This window comes from Ensifer adhaerens (assembly GCF_000697965.2).
In the GTDB taxonomy this organism is placed as follows: Bacteria; Pseudomonadota; Alphaproteobacteria; order Rhizobiales; family Rhizobiaceae; genus Ensifer; species Ensifer adhaerens.
Genome location: NZ_CP015881.1, coordinates 1265928 through 1280505, shown reverse-complemented (window position 1 = coordinate 1280505; position 14578 = coordinate 1265928). Strand labels below are relative to the sequence as shown.

The window sequence follows — 14578 nt, the reverse complement described above, 5'->3', positions numbered from 1 at the left end:
ACATGCGTCGTTTCATGCGGACGATACGTCCGCTTCTAGGCGCGCTGAGCCGCGCTTCGCTCTACATCGCCGGCATCGGCATGGTCGCCATGACCCTGATCGTCGGCTGGCAGGTCTTTGCCCGCTACGTGCTCAACGACTCTCCGAGTTGGTCGGAGCCCTTGGCTCTTCATCTCATGGCCTGGTTCATCATGCTCGGCGCCGCCGTCGGCGTACGCGAAAGCGTGCATCTCGGCCTTGATGTCGTCCGACACGTGATGAAGCCGTCGGTGCAGCTTGCCATGGATCTGGCGAGCCTCGGGCTGATCGTCGTGTTCGGGTTAGCGATGGCCTATTACGGCCTGCTCCTTTCGGCCGGCACCTGGACGGCGACCATTCCGGTTCTCGGATGGCCCGGCGGCGTCGACTTTTTCCCGCTCGTCGTCGGTGGCGCCATGATCGCCCTGTTTGCAGCCGAGCGCTTTATCGACCAGTTTCTCGGCGTCGAACTCGCAGCCGATGTCGTCGTGCAGGAGATGGCCTGAATGGCTTACACTATCCTCTTTGGGGTCTTCACCCTCCTGATGCTCATCGGCACGCCGATCGCCTTCTGCCTCGGCATCGCTTCGTTCGCGACCGTGCTCTATCTCGGCCTGCCGCCGGTGGTGGTGTTTCAGCAGCTGAACTCGGGCATGAACGTCTTTGCCATGATGGCGATCCCGTTCTTCATCTTTGCCGGTGACCTGATGGTGCGCGGCGGCATCGCCAACCGGCTGATCCAGTTTGCGGCCGGCCTCGTCGGCCACCTGCGCGGCGGCCTCGGCCAGGTCAATATCGTCGCCTCGACGCTCTTCGGAGGCATCTCCGGCTCGGCGGTGGCTGACGCCTCGGCGGTCGGCGGTCTGATGATCCCGCAGATGGCCAAGCGCGGCTACGACCGCGACTATGCCGTCAACGTCACCGTCAATGCGGCGATCATCGCGCTGATGGTTCCGCCGTCGCACAACATGATCCTCTATTCGATCGCCGCTGGCGGTAATGTTTCGGTTGCCGATCTCTTTACCGCCGGCATCATCCCGGGGCTCTTGCTCGCGCTTGCGCTGATGGTGACGGCCTATGTCGTTGCCAGGCGCCGGGGCTATCCGTCCGAACCGTTTCCGGGCTTTGCCAAGGTCTTCTACTACCTGCTCGCCTCGTTCCCCGGCATCGTGCTGATCGGCATCATCTTTGGCGGCGTGCGCTCCGGCGTCTTCACCGCCACGGAAAGCTCGTGCATTGCCGTGCTCTATGCCTTCCTCGTCGCCATGCTTGTTTATCGCGAGCTGGATTGGACGGGCTTCGTCGAGGCGGTGATGGGGGCGGTGCGCACGACGGCCATGGTGCTGCTCGTCATCGGCATGGCGGCGTCCTTCGGCTGGCTGATGGCGTTCCTTCAGGTGCAGGCATTGATGATCAGTGCGATCGGCGCGATCTCGGAAAACCCGATCATCGTGCTGCTCGTCATCAACATCATCCTTTTGATCCTCGGCACCTTCATGGACATGGCGCCGATGGTGATCATCTGCACGCCAGTGCTGTTGCCCGTGGTCAAGGCCTTCGGCATCGATCCGGTGCATTTCGGTGTGGTGATGATCCTCAATGCCGGCATCGGCCTCAACACGCCGCCGGTCGGAACCGTACTCTTCGTCGGCTGCGCCGTCGGCGGGATATCCATCCGCGAGGCGATGCGCACGATCTGGCCGTTCTTCGGCGCCAGCATCGCAGTGCTGATGGCGGTCACCTACATACCGGCGCTGTCGCTGTGGCTGCCTTCGGTCTTCAAGTGAACTGATCGTTCGCGATATCTCCGGGCTCGGTATATCCGCCGGGCGCGGCCTTTTTCAGGGCTGGCTACTCGTTCCCGTTGGCGGCGAGACACTGCCGCTCCAGGCGTTTCAGGAAGACGCCGATTTCCTTTGCTGCCTGCAGATCGCCCTTCCGCTCGGCGACCGTACGGCCTTCGCGCCAGACCTGAATTGCCTCCTGGTGGCGGCCCAGCTTGAGGAGGATTGCGCCACGCAGTTTCCATGCTGCCGAATAGTCCGGGTCGAAGGCGATCGCCCGCTCCACATGGGCCAAGGCGGTATCGAAGTCCGCCTCCTGGAGGCAGATGCTGCCGAGCGTGAACCGCAAAAGGGCGTCGTCCTTTCCGTCCTGTAAGAGCTTTTCGAGCACTTGCCGCATGGCTTCCTCCTCCGCGATCGCCGGTTCAGGCCGCAGGCTTGCTTGGGGTAAGGGGCGCATGCCCATTGCTCGCCAGCGTCAGCGATCTCGTCCTGTCGAGAGACTGATAGCGGCGGCGGCCCCAGATCAAGGGGTCGGCATGAGCAGACGTCTGGGTTGCGACAATTGTTCCCACGAACAGCATATGGTCGCCCACCTCGATCGAAGCGCTGAGCAGGCAGTCGAGCGTGGCAGCCGCGCCGAGCAGCCTTGGCCGTCCGCTCGGCCACTCAGCCCATATGCCGACGAGATAGCGCTTCGACGCTTCGATCTTGCCGGCAAAGGCATCTGCGATCAGCTCCTGGCCCTCAGCCAGCATGGCGAGCGAAAACCCTCGCTCGGCGGCGATCAGCGCGGCAAGCGGACTGTCCGCCTTGATCGAAATGACGATCGACGGCGGGTTGGCAGAGAGCGAGAAGGTCGCCGTCACCGTCCGGCCGAGACTGTCGGGGCCATTGCCGGCGCTCGCCACGCAGACGGTGGCGGCGAGATGCGACAGGGTGTCGGCGAACTCCGGTTTCGACACCGCCAGGTCGGCATGGGCGTCGATGGCGAGGGAGGGCGGAGGTGTCTGGCGCATGGGGCTCGTTCCGAGATGAAATAGCCCGTGGCGGCGGGGAGACGCCACGGGATTTGCAGAAGCCTGAGCTCAGGCGGGGGCGAGCGGCTGCTGCAACTCTTCGACCGATCGGCTCGCGAACTCTTTCCAGCCCGCACCGCCTTCAGTCGGTCAGGCGGACTTGAGCTCCGCTTCGGCAAACTCATAGTTGGCAAGCTTGTCGAGGAAGTTCGACGCGTAGTCCGGGCGACGATTGCGGTAGTCGATGTAATAGGCGTGCTCCCAGACATCGAGGCCAGCAGCGCCTTGCCTTCATTGGTGGCAACCGGGTTGGAGCCATTGGCGGTCTTCGTCACCTTCAGCTTGCCGTCCTGGCCGAGCACCAGCCAGGCCCAGCCCGAACCGAACTGGCCGGTGGCGGCTGCCTTGAAGGCATCCTTGAAGGCAGCGACGCTGCCGAAATCTTCGGTGATCTTCTTATCGAGCACGCCGGGGATCTGACCGCCCTTCGGCGAAAGGTTGTTCCAGAACAGGATGTGGTTCCAGTGCTGGCCGGCATTGTTGAAGACCGGGGCGAGTTCCGCCTTGCCGTGGCTGAGGCGAATGATCTCTTCCAGCGACAGGCCTGCAAGCGAGGCGTCCTTCTCGACGAAGCCGTTGAGCGCCGTGACATAGGCCTGGTGATGCTTGCCGTGGTGAAACTCGATCGTCTCGGCGCTCATGCCGTTTTCGGCAAGTGCTGCGGCGGCGTAGGGAAGGGCGGGAAGTTCGAAGGCCATGGTCAAATCCTTTGCGGGCGGGGCACTCTCGGATCACTTGTCTGCGAACGGAGGAGAGTGTATTTAGCAAGACAATTCTTTGTAAATCTGCGCGCGGGAATATGTCAAGCGATCCCTTGTTAAATCCAGAGCAAAGCGCCGGCCGCACCCCGGGCGAGCGCATCATGCTTGCACTCAAGCTACACGGACCGCAGACCGCGACAGCGCTCGGCAAACGTCTGGCGATCACCGGCGAGGCCGTGCGCCAGCAGTTGGTGCGTCTCGCCGAGGAGGGGCTGGCCACGTCGTGGTCCGAGGCAAAAGGCGTCGGTCGTCCGTCGCAGTTCTGGGGGCTGACGGCTGCCGGCCACGCGGAGTTTCCCGATACGCATGCAGAGCTGACCGTCCAGTTGTTGCGCACCATCCGGCAGACGCTTGGCGAGGACGCGATCGACCGGCTGATCGCCGCGCGTGAGGACGAGACGCGCCAGAACTATCGTGCGGCGATGGTGGAGAAAGAGAGCCTGCGCGAACGGGTGGACGTGCTCGTTCGATTGCGGTCACAGGAAGGCTATATGGCCGCCTGCGAGGATCCGGGCGACGGCACGCTGCTGTTCGTCGAGAACCATTGTCCGATCTGTGCCGCCGCGACCAACTGCCAGGGCTTCTGCAGGGCAGAATTGAGCGTGTTTCGGGCGGTGCTCGGCCCCGGTGTCGAGGTCGAGCGCGCCGAGCACATTCTGGCCGGCGCGCGACGTTGTGCCTATGTGGTCAAGTCGGCCGACCGGGCCGCCTGATCGTGCCAAAGGAACGCTCTGGCACGCGCCCGGTCGTCGGGCGCCACCAGCTCCGATCGTGTCAGCGCGCGCCCATGCGCAGGGCGCCGTCGAGGCGGATGACTTCGCCGTTCAGCATGCGGTTTTCGCAGATGTGCTGCACGAGTGCCGCGAATTCGTCCGGTTTGCCAAGGCGCTGCGGGAAGGGCACGCTCTTGCCGAGCGAATCCTGCACTTCCTGCGGCATGCCGGCCATCATCGGTGTTTCGAAGATGCCCGGCGCAATGGCGACGACGCGAATGCCGTGGCGCGCGAGTTCGCGCGCAATCGGCAGGGTCATCGAGACGACGCCGCCCTTGGAAGCGGCATAGGCCGCCTGGCCGATCTGGCCATCGAAGGCGGCGACCGATGCGGTATTGACGATCACCCCGCGCTCACCATCCTCGCCGGGCTCTTCCCGCTGGATCGCCTCTGAGGCGAGCCGCAGCATGTTGAAGGTGCCGATGAGGTTGATCGCGACCGCGCGCGAAAAGCTTTCAAGCCGGTGCGGACCGTCGCGCCCGAGCACCTTTTCCCCCGGCGCGATGCCGGCGCAGTTCACCAGGCCGTGCAGATGTCCGAAGCGATCGAGGGCCGCTGCCACTGCGGCGGCGCCATCGGCCTCGCTGGTGACATCCGTCTTCTGGAAGAGCGCGTTGCCGCCAAGCTCCTCGGCCATCTGCTGGCCGGCTGCGGCGTTGACGTCGGCGAGAACCACGCGGGCACCCTCGCCATGCAGCTGCCGCGCGACGGCCGCACCCAGACCCGAACCGCCACCGGTAACGATAAAGACTTTTCCATCGATCAGCATATGAGGCTCCTCCCGTACCGGATCGTGTCGTTGAACTATCGACATAGCCTTGCTGGCTGTGGAAGCCAAGTTCCGCTGACGACGGCGGCCTTACGCGTCGGAGCCTATTGGGCGCCGATCGGGGAGATTTCGATGATCTTGATGCCGATCGCGTTGGTGGCTTCGTCGAAGACGATTTCGCCGCGGCCGATCACCATGCCGTTGACCTTGAGTTCCACCGGTTCGCCGAAGTTGCGATCGAGATGGATCGTGTCGTCCTGATGGAGTTTCGAGATCTGCGACACCGTCAGCTTGGCGCGCCCGATCACCGCTTCGATCGCGAGAGGAATTCCCTGGACTGCGCGCTCGCTCATGACAGAACGGCCTTCGAACGCAGGGCTTTCGTCGAGCTCGACCAGCTCATCCTGTAGCTTCTTGTTAATCATTCTGCACCATCCAAAGCACTGATTCACGACTCTTTAACAAAGAGTTGCGCCAGTTCGCCCTGGGTAGCAACCGTGGCTAAATGGGGGTTCCCCGTGCCTTGCAAGCGAGCGTTAACAAAGCGTTAACATCCACAATTCGGAGGCGGTGAAAGCTGTCAAAGCGTCACCGCAGCCCAGTTTCCGTCCCGTTTTTGGAATCCGATCATGCGGCGGCCATTCGGCAATTTGTCGCCGAGTCGCACGACATAGACGTAACCCTCGTAGACCATCAGCCCGCGATCGCCGTCACTGAACAGGATCTGGAAATTCGGCGACTGCATCATCGCGGCGTCGACTTCAGCGCCGGTCACAGCCGGAGCAATCGCTGCGATCTCCGACGAAGGCTCTTTCGCTCCACTCAAATAGTAGAGCGATGCCGCAGCGGCTGTAACGAAAAGCAGCAGGGCGCCCGCCAAAGGCAACGGGCGGCTCTTGAAACGTGTCGGGTTCGGTTGAGAGGCGGCAACACTCAAGGTCAACTTCCTGATTCGCTGTATTTTCCGAACGGATCCGGCCACAGGTGGAAAGCGACTGATTTCTCCTGCCGATACAAGGGCCGGAGATCTTGCCAAATCTACCTAGTGGAACCGTTCCGTACTTCAAGCTGAGAAGTCACTTGCTTCTCCGACTCGACAGCATGCCCACTCGCCGATTTCAGGGACATATGCCCATCGGCGTTTCCACATCTTTTGCGTGCCGTGCGACAATAGCATGTCGCCGGATGATTTTTCAGCTCCCGACGCCCGCAACTGACAGGCGCCGGGGGCGAGGCCGATCCCTCAGCCCTTTCTGATGTCGATCAGTTTCAGCCAGGGCTGAAGGTGAAAGGCGCCCATCAGCAGATACATGGCGGTCATCCCGCCGATCACAGTTTGTCCGGCGCCGCTACACAGCATCGGATCGGCCCCGGCGGTTCCCATGTTGGAAAGAACCGCCATCAGGGCGAAGGTGGGGGCGGCGGCAAGCGCCAACCCCGCAGCTACCAAACGGGCGAGGGAGGGCGCCCGCCCGTCGCGCTCACCGGAGCGGGCGCCGATGCTCATGGCTTCGCGCTCGTGTCGGAGGCGCGCATCGCGGCCTCGCCGGCATCCGATACTTCGACCCATCTTTTGTCGGGGGCAGCGCCTTCGACGTAGCTGTCGTTCCAGTTCCACCACTTGTAGGTCGGGGTCTGCGGATATCCGGCCGGCGAATCCTCCCACACTTCCTGTCGGCCGAGCGGGGTGATGTCGAGATAGTTCCAGGTGCTACCCATCTGTTCGTCGCCGCGGCTGTTGACGAGGTAGGTGCGAAACAGCTCTTCGCCGTCGCGGAAGAAGACATTGTGGCCGTGCCACTCGCCCACGTCGAAATCAGCATCGAAGCTGTCGGTGATGGTGTACCAGGGCATGGTCCAGCCCATCCGTGCCTTCAGCCTGGCAATATCCGCCTGCGGGGCGCGCGAGGCAAAGACCAGGGTCGTGTCACGGGCGTTAAGGTGCGACAGATGCGCAACCTGATCGGCGACCATCGAGCAGCCCCGGCAGCCGTGATCGGGCCAGCCATGCACGCCCGGTTCGTAGAAGGCGCGGTAGACGATCAACTGGCGCCGGCCGGCAAAGAGGTCAAGCAGGCTCGCCTTGCCGTCGGAGCCCTCGAACACGTAGTTCTTGGTCACGGCCGTCCAGGGCATCCGCCGACGCTCGGCAGCCAACGCATCGCGGGCGCGGGTGTGCGCCTTTTCCTTTACCAGCATTTCCTGCCGGGCCGCTTCCCATGCCTGTGCCGAAACCACCGGCGGCTTCTGCATCGTCGACTGGGCGTCCGCGCGTCCGTTCTCGCGTTTCTCGATCGTCTGGGTCATGGTGCTGTGTCTCCTCGTTTCAGCAAAACTTCTCAACGCAAGGCCGATGCCTTGCAGTCCTGAGCAGCTTGACACCGCAAGAGGATCGGCGGGAGTAACAAGTGTGGCGGTGTTTTCGAGCCGGAGCCGCTGCCACTGCGCAGCGGCGCGGGAGTTCGCCGATCAAGCTCCTTTGTAGTTGTCGCTGTTGTAATTCCTCGAAGTTGAGCGAGTATGCTTGTCGCAACCACGCGCGGGAGGACGGCATGCATTTCGTTTCGGATGCGGTTGGCGGGTACAAGGTCTTCGCCGTGTCGGGGGTCAATACGGTTTCGTTCGCGATAGACTATCGCAACGCCGACACCGCGGGGCTTCTCGGTTTTGCGGTCGAGCGGCATGATCCAACGGAAGGCGAGCGGTACTACATGTACGGCTTCAAGGTCTTCGAAACGGTGATCTCCCATCCCAATGAGGATACCGTCGTTCTGACCTACGACCATCCCGTTCAGAGTTTCGTCTGGGATGACTTCACGGCCAAGCCCGGTCGGCGTTACGACTATTACTTCCATCCGCTGACAGGTATGGCGAAGAACATCGACCGGTCAGCACCTGCCATCAGAATCGGTATCAAAACCGAACCGCTCTTCAGTGAGGAGACGCACGACGTTTTCTTCAACCGCGGTGTCGCGAGCAGCCAGGCCTACCGACGCCGTTTCGGAAACAAGCCGCCGGACAAGCTGGAAACGCCGGAAAAGACGCTCGAGGCGCTGCAGTGGCTGAGCCGGGACCTTGACGAAGCACTGCTGCGTTTCATCGACGAGGCGGAAGCGGGGGACACGCTGCTCGGCTGCTTCTATGAATTCAGATATCGCCCCGTCGTGGAAAGGCTGAAGGCCGCCTTCGAGCGCGGCGTCGCCGTGAGGCTCGTGCTCGACGCGAAGGAAAATGCCTATACCGACAAGAAGGGCAAGTTCCACGAGAGCTTTCCGCGCGAGGAGAACAAGGAAATCGTCCGCACCGTAGGGCTTCCGAAGGCGGCGATCGCGCGGTGGCGGGAGAACAATCCCGCCGACATACAGCACAACAAGTTCATGGTGCTGCTCCCCAAGGATCCGGGCCGAAAGCCGCAGGTTTGGACAGGCTCGACGAACCTGTCGATGGGCGGCGTGCATGGCCAGACCAATGTCGGGCATTGGGTCCGCGACGCCGATCTCGCCAAGGCATTTGAAACATACTGGACACTGCTTGCCGGCGACCCTGGTGCGGCAAAGACCGACAATCCTGCCGCGAGCAGGTCAAAGCGAAAAGCCTTTCGCAAGGCGGTCTCTGACCTTGCCGAGGTGCCGCATGCGCCCGCGGATGTTTCAAGCGGCGTGACCTCGATCTTCAGTCCGCGTGCCGGAAGCGCCGTTCTGGATATGTATGTGAGGGCGCTGGACGAGGCGCGGTCCTATGGCGGCGTGACGCTCGCCTTCGGGATCAACGATCGCTTCAAGCAGGCGTTTCTCGACAATAGTGCCCAGTCCGGCGTGCATCCGGTGCTCTTCCTCCTCCTGGAAAAGCGCGACCAGCCTAAGGCCAAGGCGAAGAAGCCGTTCATTCCGCTGACGGCGCGACAGAACGTCTATCAGGCCTGGGGATCCTATCTGCGCGATCCGGTCTATCAGTGGGCGCGGGAAACCAATGCGCGGGCGCTCGGGCTCAACAATCACGTCGCCTATGTGCATTCCAAGTTTCTGCTCGCCGATCCCCTTGGCGCGGATCCAATGGTCGTCACCGGTTCGGCGAACTTCTCGGACGCGTCGACCAACGACAACGACGAGAACATGCTGCTCATCCGTGGCGATCGGCGCGCGGCCGACATCTACTTCACGGAGTTCAATCGGCTGTTCAACCACTATTATTTCCGCTCTGTCCGGGAGGCGACAGCAAAGAAGAAGTCCGACCGGGACAAGGCGGCGCGCGTGGGGACATCCGAGGGAGCCGCGGCCAGTCTGTTCCTCGATGAAACTGGCGAGTGGCTGAAGAAGTACAAGCCCGGCAAGCTGCGAGCCAAACGCGTTCAGGTCTTCATCGCCATGGCGCAGCCGGAAAATCTGCCGCCGATCTAGGTTAGCGGCGGCGATACGCCCCGAACCTGCGATTGCGCCGCCACCGTGTCGTTTGCTGCTCCCCTGTTGATCGCAGTGGGTTGGCGCGGGCACCGGAAGGTGCGTGTCATGGGCTGGGGATTTCGGTGCACTCGGCTGGCCGAGGCGCGCTGCCTGTGTCAAAACATAACCCCTAAATTATGATTGGCACCCCATATTTCATTTTTACATCACCGTTTGGCATGGCAAGCTGACAACCATCAAATCGACAGTCGTTTGCGACGAGGATGCGGGCTCGGGAGTGGCCGGCATCTCAGGGAGGAAATATGAAGCGGATGATTCTGGCTGCGGTTGCGGCTTTGGCAATGAGCAGTGCTGCCTATGCCGACACGATCAAGATCGGTGTCGTCGGACCGTTCTCCGGCCCCTTCGCGCTGCAGGGCAAGAACTTCAAGGCTGGCATCGACGCCTATATGGCGCTGAACGGCAGCAAGGTCGGCGACGACGATATCGAGATCATCTACCGCGACGTGCCGCAGGCCGATCCCGCCCAGTCAAAGGCGCTGGCCCAGGAACTAGTGGTCAAGGAAGGCGTGCAGTACCTCGCCGGCTTCTACTTCACCCCGGATGCCATGGCGGTCACGCCGCTGCTCACCCAGGCGAATGTGCCGCTCGTCATCATGAACGCGGCGACCTCGGCGATCGTCACCAAAAGCCCGCTCGTCGTGCGCACCTCGTTCACCACCTGGCAGACCTCGACGCCGATCGCCAAGGTTGCCAAGGACGCGGGTGTTTCCAAGGTGATCTCCGTCGTCAGCGACTACGGCCCGGGCGTGGACGCCGAGAACGCCTTCAAGACGGGCTTCGAAGCGGCCGGCGGCCAGGTGGTCGAAGCGATCCGCATGCCGCTTGCGACCAACGACTTTTCCCCAATCATGCAGCGCATCAAGGATTCGGGCGCGGAAGGCGTCTTCGCCTTCCTGCCGTCCGGCCCGACGACGCTCGGCTTCGTCAAGGCCTTCAAGGAAAACGGCCTGAAGGACGGCGGCATCAAGTTCTTTGCGCCCGGCGACCTCACGCAGGAATCCGATTTGCCTGCTCTCGGTGAGGCGGCGCTCGGCATTCAGACGACCTTCCACTACGCCGTCTCGCACGACTCGCCGGAGAACAAGGCCTTTGTCGAAGCGGCGAGCAAGGCGATCGGCAACCCGGCCGAACTCTCGTTCCCCTCGGTCGGAGCCTATGACGGCATGCATGTGATTTACAAGATGATCGAGGCGACCGGCGGCGAACAGGATGCGGCCAAGGCCGTGGAAGCCGTGAAAGGCCTCTCTTGGGTCAGCCCGCGTGGTCCGGTGACGATCGATCCGGAATCGCGTCACATCACCCAGAACATCTATCTGCGCGAGGTCGCCAAGGCCGATGACGGCACCTATTACAACAAGGAAATCCAGACCTTCGAGAAGCAGGGCGACCCCGGTCTCGCTGCGCTGAAGTAGTCGACTTGGGCGGGTGCTGAGCGCCCACCGACACTGATGATGCGTTGACCGGTTGCTTTTGAGCGACCGGCGCGCCTGCGGCGCCGCGAATGCTGGCGCCTGACTGCCGCTCCGCGCATAGTGCGCACCGAATCCGGCGCAGCCAAATTTGGAAGAAAGGGCAACGGATAGCCCCATGCAAACCGTCCTCAGCATTGCGATCGACGCCCTTGCCTATGGCATGGTGCTCTTCGTCATCTCCATCGGCCTTTCGGTCACCATGGGCCTGATGCGCGTGGTCAACCTGGCGCATGGCGCCTTTGCCATGATCGGCGGTTACATCGCCTCCTATGCAGCGCGCGATTTGGGTCTTGCCTACGGCTTTGCCGTGCTGCTCGCGGTCTTCGGCACCATCATCATCGCCGTGCCGATCGAGCGGCTGCTCTATAGGCGGATCTACGGCGCACCGGAACTGACCCAGGTGCTGATGACCATTGGTATCACATTCTGCATCATCGGCATCGCCAACTATGTCTTCGGCCCGACGCTGAAGACGGTGCCGCTGCCTGGCGAATTGCAGGGATCCGTCGACCTCGGCTTCCGGGCAATCGCCACCCATCGCATCTTTGCGATCGTCTGCGGCCTCGTGGTTGCAGCCGGTCTCTGGTACGCGATCGAAAAGACCGCCTTCGGCGTCAAGCTGCGGGCCTCGGTTGACAACGCGGCAATGGCGGCCGCCCTCGGTGTGCGCACGGAAATCGTCTATGCGGTGAGCTTTGCGGTTGCCGTCGGACTTGCCGCCTTCGGCGGCGTGGTGGGGGCGGAACTTCTTCCGGTCGAACCCTATTACGCGTTGCGTTACATGGTGACGTTCCTGGTCGTCGTCTCCGTCGGCGGCGCCGGGTCTATCCCGGGCGCGCTCGTTGCCTGCCTGCTGCTCGGCGCGATCGATACGACCGGCCGTTATCTCATGCCGGAATTCGGTGAATTCTTCTTCTATCTGGCCGTGATCGCGATCATCTGCGTGTTCCCGCGCGGGCTCGCCGGGAGGGCCAAGGGATGACCATGACGACGACGAACGACTTGATCGCGACCGCTCCGGTGCGCCGACGGTTTGGCGGTGGGGACCTCATAGGTCTGGCCGTTATCCTGCTGGTCGCGGTGGTCGGCTACTTCCTCTTTCCCAACAATCTGGCTCTTCTGACCCGGATCATCGCAGCCGCTCTGTTGGTGCTGTCGCTCGATCTCGTCACCGGCTATTGCGGTGTCGCGACGCTCGGGCACGCGGCCCTCTTCGGCGCCGGCGCCTATGCCGCGGGCATCGCCTCGGCGCATTACGGCATCAACGATCCGCTGGCGATGCTGGCCTTCGGCATTGTTGCCGGGGCGGTGGCGGGACTTATCTGCGGGGTCGTCATCCTGCGTGCGCACGGGCTGCCGCAACTGGTGCTGTCGATCGCGCTCATCCATCTCTTCCACGAGTTCGCCAACAAGGCCTCCTCCTGGACCGGTGGCAGCGACGGGCTCTCCGGCATTGCGCCGACGGCACTTCTCGGACTCTACGAGTTCGATCTCTGGGGCCGCACGGCCTATGTCTTCGGCGTGGCGCTGCTTGCCATCGTCTTCGTCGTGCTGCGACTGATCGTGCGCTCGCCCTTCGGCATGTTGTGCCGCGGCATCAAGGAAGACCCTGTCCGCATCCGCTCGATGGGGGCGTCGCCGAAGTTCGCGCTCACGAAAATGTATGTCATCTCCGGTGCCGTTGCCGGCGTCGGCGGCGCGCTGAATGCGATCTCCACCCAGGTCGTCGGGCTCGACAGCCTCTCCTTTACGATGTCGGCGGAAAGCCTCGTCATGCTGGTGCTCGGGGGTACCGGCTCTCTCTTCGGCGCGCTGACTGGCACTGTCGTCTTCATGTTTTTCGAGGACGTGGTCTCGGCGGCCAATCCCTTCCATTGGCTGACGATGGTGGGCGCGCTGTTGATCGCCGTCGTGCTCTTCGCGCCGAAGGGCATCTATGGCACCGCGGCTGCGTTCTTTGCCCGCCGCAAGGAGGCACAGTGATGCAGCCGATCTTCGAAGTCCGCAACTTGAAGCGCGCCTTCGGCGGGCTCGCGGTCACCAATGACGTCAGCCTCAGCATGGCGCCGGGCGACCGGGTCGCGCTGATTGGGCCGAACGGCGCCGGCAAGACGACGTTCGTCAATCTCGTGACCGGCAATCTCAAGCCGGATTCCGGCGAGGTGCGTATCGGTGGCGAGGTGGTGACCGGTATCGACGCCATCGGTCGGGTGCGAAGGGGGCTCGTTCGCTCGTTTCAGGTGACGCGGCTCTTTGCCGATATGACACCTTCCGAACATGTTGCGCTCGCTGTCCTGCAACGCACTGGCCGCGCCGGTCGTCTGTTCGGCAATTTTCTGGGCATGCCGGACGTCATGGCCGAGGTGGCAGACCTTCTCGGCAAGCTCGGGCTTCGGGAACTGATGCACCGCAAGGTGAGCGAGATCGCCTACGGTCAGCAACGCTTGCTGGAGATCGCCGTTGCGCTGGCGCTGAAGCCGCGGGTGCTGCTGCTCGACGAGCCCGCCGCCGGCGTGCCGCAGAGCGACACCGGCCGGATCGAGCAGGCACTGGCCGACCTGCCAGCCGATCTCGCCGTCTTGATGATTGAGCACGACATGGATCTCGTCTTCCGCTTTGCCAAGCGCGTCGTCGTGCTGGCCGCCGGCGCGATCATCTTCGACGGTTCGCCGTCTGACGTGACGAAGGATCTGCGCGTGCGGGAAGCCTATCTGGGGAGCTATGCCAATGCCAGCCACGCCGCTTGAGGTGGAAAACCTGTCCGCCGGCTATGGGCCGACGCGGGTGCTCGAAGACGTATCCTTTGCCGTTCCGGCAGGTACCCGGCTTGCAGTGCTCGGTCGCAACGGCATGGGCAAGACGACGCTGCTTGCGACACTGGCCGGCCAGACACGGCGCTACGACGGTCGCATCCGCATGGGCGGGACGGACGTGACCGGGCTGCCAAGTGCTGCGCGCGCCATGCAGGGGCTCGGCTTCGTGCCGCAGGCGCGCTGCGTCTTCCCGACGCTGACCGTGGAGGAAAACCTGTTCGTCGGCCTCAAGAACCGCCCGAAAAGTGCGATCCAGGAAGCCTACGACATGTTCCCGCGTCTCTTCGAGCGCCGGCGCAATCTCGGCAGCCAGCTCTCAGGGGGCGAACAGCAGATGCTGTCGACGGCACGCTCCATCCTCGGCCGTCCGTCGATCCTGTTGCTCGACGAACCGCTGGAGGGCCTGGCCCCCGTTATCTGCGAAGAGCTGATGAAGGCGTTTGCCGAACTGGCAAAGACCGGCGACATGACGATTGTCTTGGTCGAACAGCGCATTCAGAGCGCGCTCGACTTTGCCGACCGGGTGATCGTGCTCGAACGCGGCCGGATCGCCTGGACCGGAACGCCGGAAGCGCTGGCGGGAGATCACGATGCCGTCGAGCGGCTGCTCGGCGTCGGCGGGCTCCACTGACCACGCGGTCGGTTG

General features: G+C 63.0%; 16 protein-coding genes and 1 pseudogene. 9 read left to right on the top strand and 8 right to left on the bottom strand.

Translation table 11 applies throughout. From position 1 onward, the window contains the following. Positions 1-2 precede the first annotated feature (2 nt). Both FA04_RS25500 and FA04_RS25495 read left to right on the top strand, forming a co-directional pair. The gene (locus FA04_RS25500) at positions 3-524 is read left to right on the top strand and encodes a TRAP transporter small permease (RefSeq protein WP_034800060.1); all 522 of its coding nucleotides are present in this window, start codon (positions 3-5) and stop codon (positions 522-524) included. Beyond that, positions 525-1805, top strand: coding sequence for a TRAP transporter large permease (locus FA04_RS25495; protein ID WP_034800061.1), 1281 nt, complete (start codon positions 525-527; stop codon positions 1803-1805). Between the two features lie 64 nt (positions 1806-1869). On the opposite strand, the gene FA04_RS25490 is transcribed toward FA04_RS25495, so the two are convergent. The 3 genes and pseudogenes from FA04_RS25490 to FA04_RS25480 all read right to left on the bottom strand — a co-directional run bounded on the left by FA04_RS25490 (position 1870) and on the right by FA04_RS25480 (position 3579). Continuing rightward, positions 1870-2202 carry a tetratricopeptide repeat protein gene (locus FA04_RS25490; protein WP_034800062.1) on the bottom strand — a complete coding sequence of 111 codons (333 nt, stop codon included), beginning with the start codon at positions 2200-2202 and terminating at the stop codon, positions 1870-1872. A 25-nt stretch (positions 2203-2227) separates the two neighbouring features. Then, positions 2228-2767, bottom strand: a complete 540-nt coding sequence (locus FA04_RS25485) for a flavin reductase family protein (RefSeq protein WP_234798810.1) — start codon at positions 2765-2767, stop codon at positions 2228-2230. A 204-nt stretch (positions 2768-2971) separates the two neighbouring features. Then, positions 2972-3579 (bottom strand): annotated as a pseudogene (locus FA04_RS25480) (superoxide dismutase). 164 nt (positions 3580-3743) lie between these two features. On the opposite strand from FA04_RS25480, the gene FA04_RS25475 reads away from it, so the two are divergent. Further along, positions 3744-4355, top strand: a complete 612-nt coding sequence (locus FA04_RS25475; RefSeq protein ID WP_034800063.1) for a helix-turn-helix transcriptional regulator — start codon at positions 3744-3746, stop codon at positions 4353-4355. Between the two features lie 61 nt (positions 4356-4416). Here FA04_RS25475 and FA04_RS25470 read toward each other — a convergent pair whose 3' ends face one another. The 5 genes from FA04_RS25470 to FA04_RS25450 form a co-directional block, all read right to left on the bottom strand. After that, entirely contained in the window at positions 4417-5184 is a 768-nt protein-coding gene (locus FA04_RS25470; RefSeq protein ID WP_034800064.1) for a 3-hydroxyacyl-CoA dehydrogenase, read from the bottom strand. A 104-nt stretch (positions 5185-5288) separates the two neighbouring features. Beyond that, on the bottom strand, positions 5289-5609 hold the full coding sequence (locus FA04_RS25465) for a FliM/FliN family flagellar motor switch protein (RefSeq protein ID WP_051659531.1): 321 nt from the start codon (positions 5607-5609) through the stop codon (positions 5289-5291). 155 nt (positions 5610-5764) lie between these two features. After that, entirely contained in the window at positions 5765-6121 is a 357-nt protein-coding gene (locus FA04_RS25460) for a hypothetical protein (RefSeq protein WP_143034323.1), read from the bottom strand. A gap of 306 nt (positions 6122-6427) precedes the next feature. Beyond that, positions 6428-6691 (bottom strand): hypothetical protein, encoded by a 264-nt coding sequence (locus FA04_RS25455; protein WP_034800066.1) that lies wholly within the window; start codon positions 6689-6691, stop codon positions 6428-6430. After that, positions 6688-7491 carry a DUF899 domain-containing protein gene (locus FA04_RS25450; protein ID WP_034800067.1) on the bottom strand — a complete coding sequence of 268 codons (804 nt, stop codon included), beginning with the start codon at positions 7489-7491 and terminating at the stop codon, positions 6688-6690. The genes FA04_RS25455 and FA04_RS25450 overlap by 4 nt, the downstream gene beginning before the upstream one ends. 245 nt (positions 7492-7736) lie before the next feature. Between FA04_RS25450 and FA04_RS25445 the strand changes: the two genes are divergently transcribed. From FA04_RS25445 to FA04_RS25420, 6 genes are all read left to right on the top strand, one after another. After that, positions 7737-9581, top strand: coding sequence for a phospholipase D-like domain-containing protein (locus tag FA04_RS25445; protein ID WP_051659532.1), 1845 nt, complete (start codon positions 7737-7739; stop codon positions 9579-9581). 305 nt (positions 9582-9886) lie between these two features. Continuing rightward, positions 9887-11059: an ABC transporter substrate-binding protein gene (locus tag FA04_RS25440; protein WP_034800069.1), complete on the top strand. Its 1173-nt coding sequence runs from the start codon at positions 9887-9889 to the stop codon at positions 11057-11059. 175 nt (positions 11060-11234) lie between these two features. Beyond that, complete coding sequence (locus tag FA04_RS25435; protein WP_034800070.1) at positions 11235-12101, top strand: branched-chain amino acid ABC transporter permease; 867 nt, start codon at positions 11235-11237, stop codon at positions 12099-12101. Then, positions 12098-13102 carry a branched-chain amino acid ABC transporter permease gene (locus FA04_RS25430; protein WP_089046005.1) on the top strand — a complete coding sequence of 335 codons (1005 nt, stop codon included), beginning with the start codon at positions 12098-12100 and terminating at the stop codon, positions 13100-13102. The genes FA04_RS25435 and FA04_RS25430 overlap by 4 nt, the downstream gene beginning before the upstream one ends. Next, positions 13102-13866, top strand: a complete 765-nt coding sequence (locus tag FA04_RS25425) for an ABC transporter ATP-binding protein (RefSeq protein ID WP_034800071.1) — start codon at positions 13102-13104, stop codon at positions 13864-13866. Before FA04_RS25430 ends, FA04_RS25425 begins: the two co-directional genes overlap by 1 nt. Continuing rightward, positions 13847-14563, top strand: a complete 717-nt coding sequence (locus FA04_RS25420) for an ABC transporter ATP-binding protein (protein ID WP_034800072.1) — start codon at positions 13847-13849, stop codon at positions 14561-14563. Before FA04_RS25425 ends, FA04_RS25420 begins: the two co-directional genes overlap by 20 nt. Positions 14564-14578: the final 15 nt, after the last annotated feature.

Coding starts and splice junctions, on each gene's coding strand:
- FA04_RS25500 (WP_034800060.1), top strand. CDS start 3: ATGCGTCGTTTCATGCGGACGATACGTCCGCTTCTAGGCGCGCTGAGC.
- FA04_RS25495 (WP_034800061.1), top strand. CDS start 525: ATGGCTTACACTATCCTCTTTGGGGTCTTCACCCTCCTGATGCTCATC.
- FA04_RS25490 (WP_034800062.1), bottom strand. CDS start 2,202: ATGCGGCAAGTGCTCGAAAAGCTCTTACAGGACGGAAAGGACGACGCC.
- FA04_RS25475 (WP_034800063.1), top strand. CDS start 3,744: ATGCTTGCACTCAAGCTACACGGACCGCAGACCGCGACAGCGCTCGGC.
- FA04_RS25470 (WP_034800064.1), bottom strand. CDS start 5,184: ATGCTGATCGATGGAAAAGTCTTTATCGTTACCGGTGGCGGTTCGGGT.
- FA04_RS25465 (WP_051659531.1), bottom strand. CDS start 5,609: ATGATTAACAAGAAGCTACAGGATGAGCTGGTCGAGCTCGACGAAAGC.
- FA04_RS25455 (WP_034800066.1), bottom strand. CDS start 6,691: ATGAGCATCGGCGCCCGCTCCGGTGAGCGCGACGGGCGGGCGCCCTCC.
- FA04_RS25450 (WP_034800067.1), bottom strand. CDS start 7,491: ATGACCCAGACGATCGAGAAACGCGAGAACGGACGCGCGGACGCCCAG.
- FA04_RS25445 (WP_051659532.1), top strand. CDS start 7,737: ATGCATTTCGTTTCGGATGCGGTTGGCGGGTACAAGGTCTTCGCCGTG.
- FA04_RS25440 (WP_034800069.1), top strand. CDS start 9,887: ATGAAGCGGATGATTCTGGCTGCGGTTGCGGCTTTGGCAATGAGCAGT.
- FA04_RS25435 (WP_034800070.1), top strand. CDS start 11,235: ATGCAAACCGTCCTCAGCATTGCGATCGACGCCCTTGCCTATGGCATG.
- FA04_RS25430 (WP_089046005.1), top strand. CDS start 12,098: ATGACCATGACGACGACGAACGACTTGATCGCGACCGCTCCGGTGCGC.
- FA04_RS25425 (WP_034800071.1), top strand. CDS start 13,102: ATGCAGCCGATCTTCGAAGTCCGCAACTTGAAGCGCGCCTTCGGCGGG.
- FA04_RS25420 (WP_034800072.1), top strand. CDS start 13,847: ATGCCAGCCACGCCGCTTGAGGTGGAAAACCTGTCCGCCGGCTATGGG.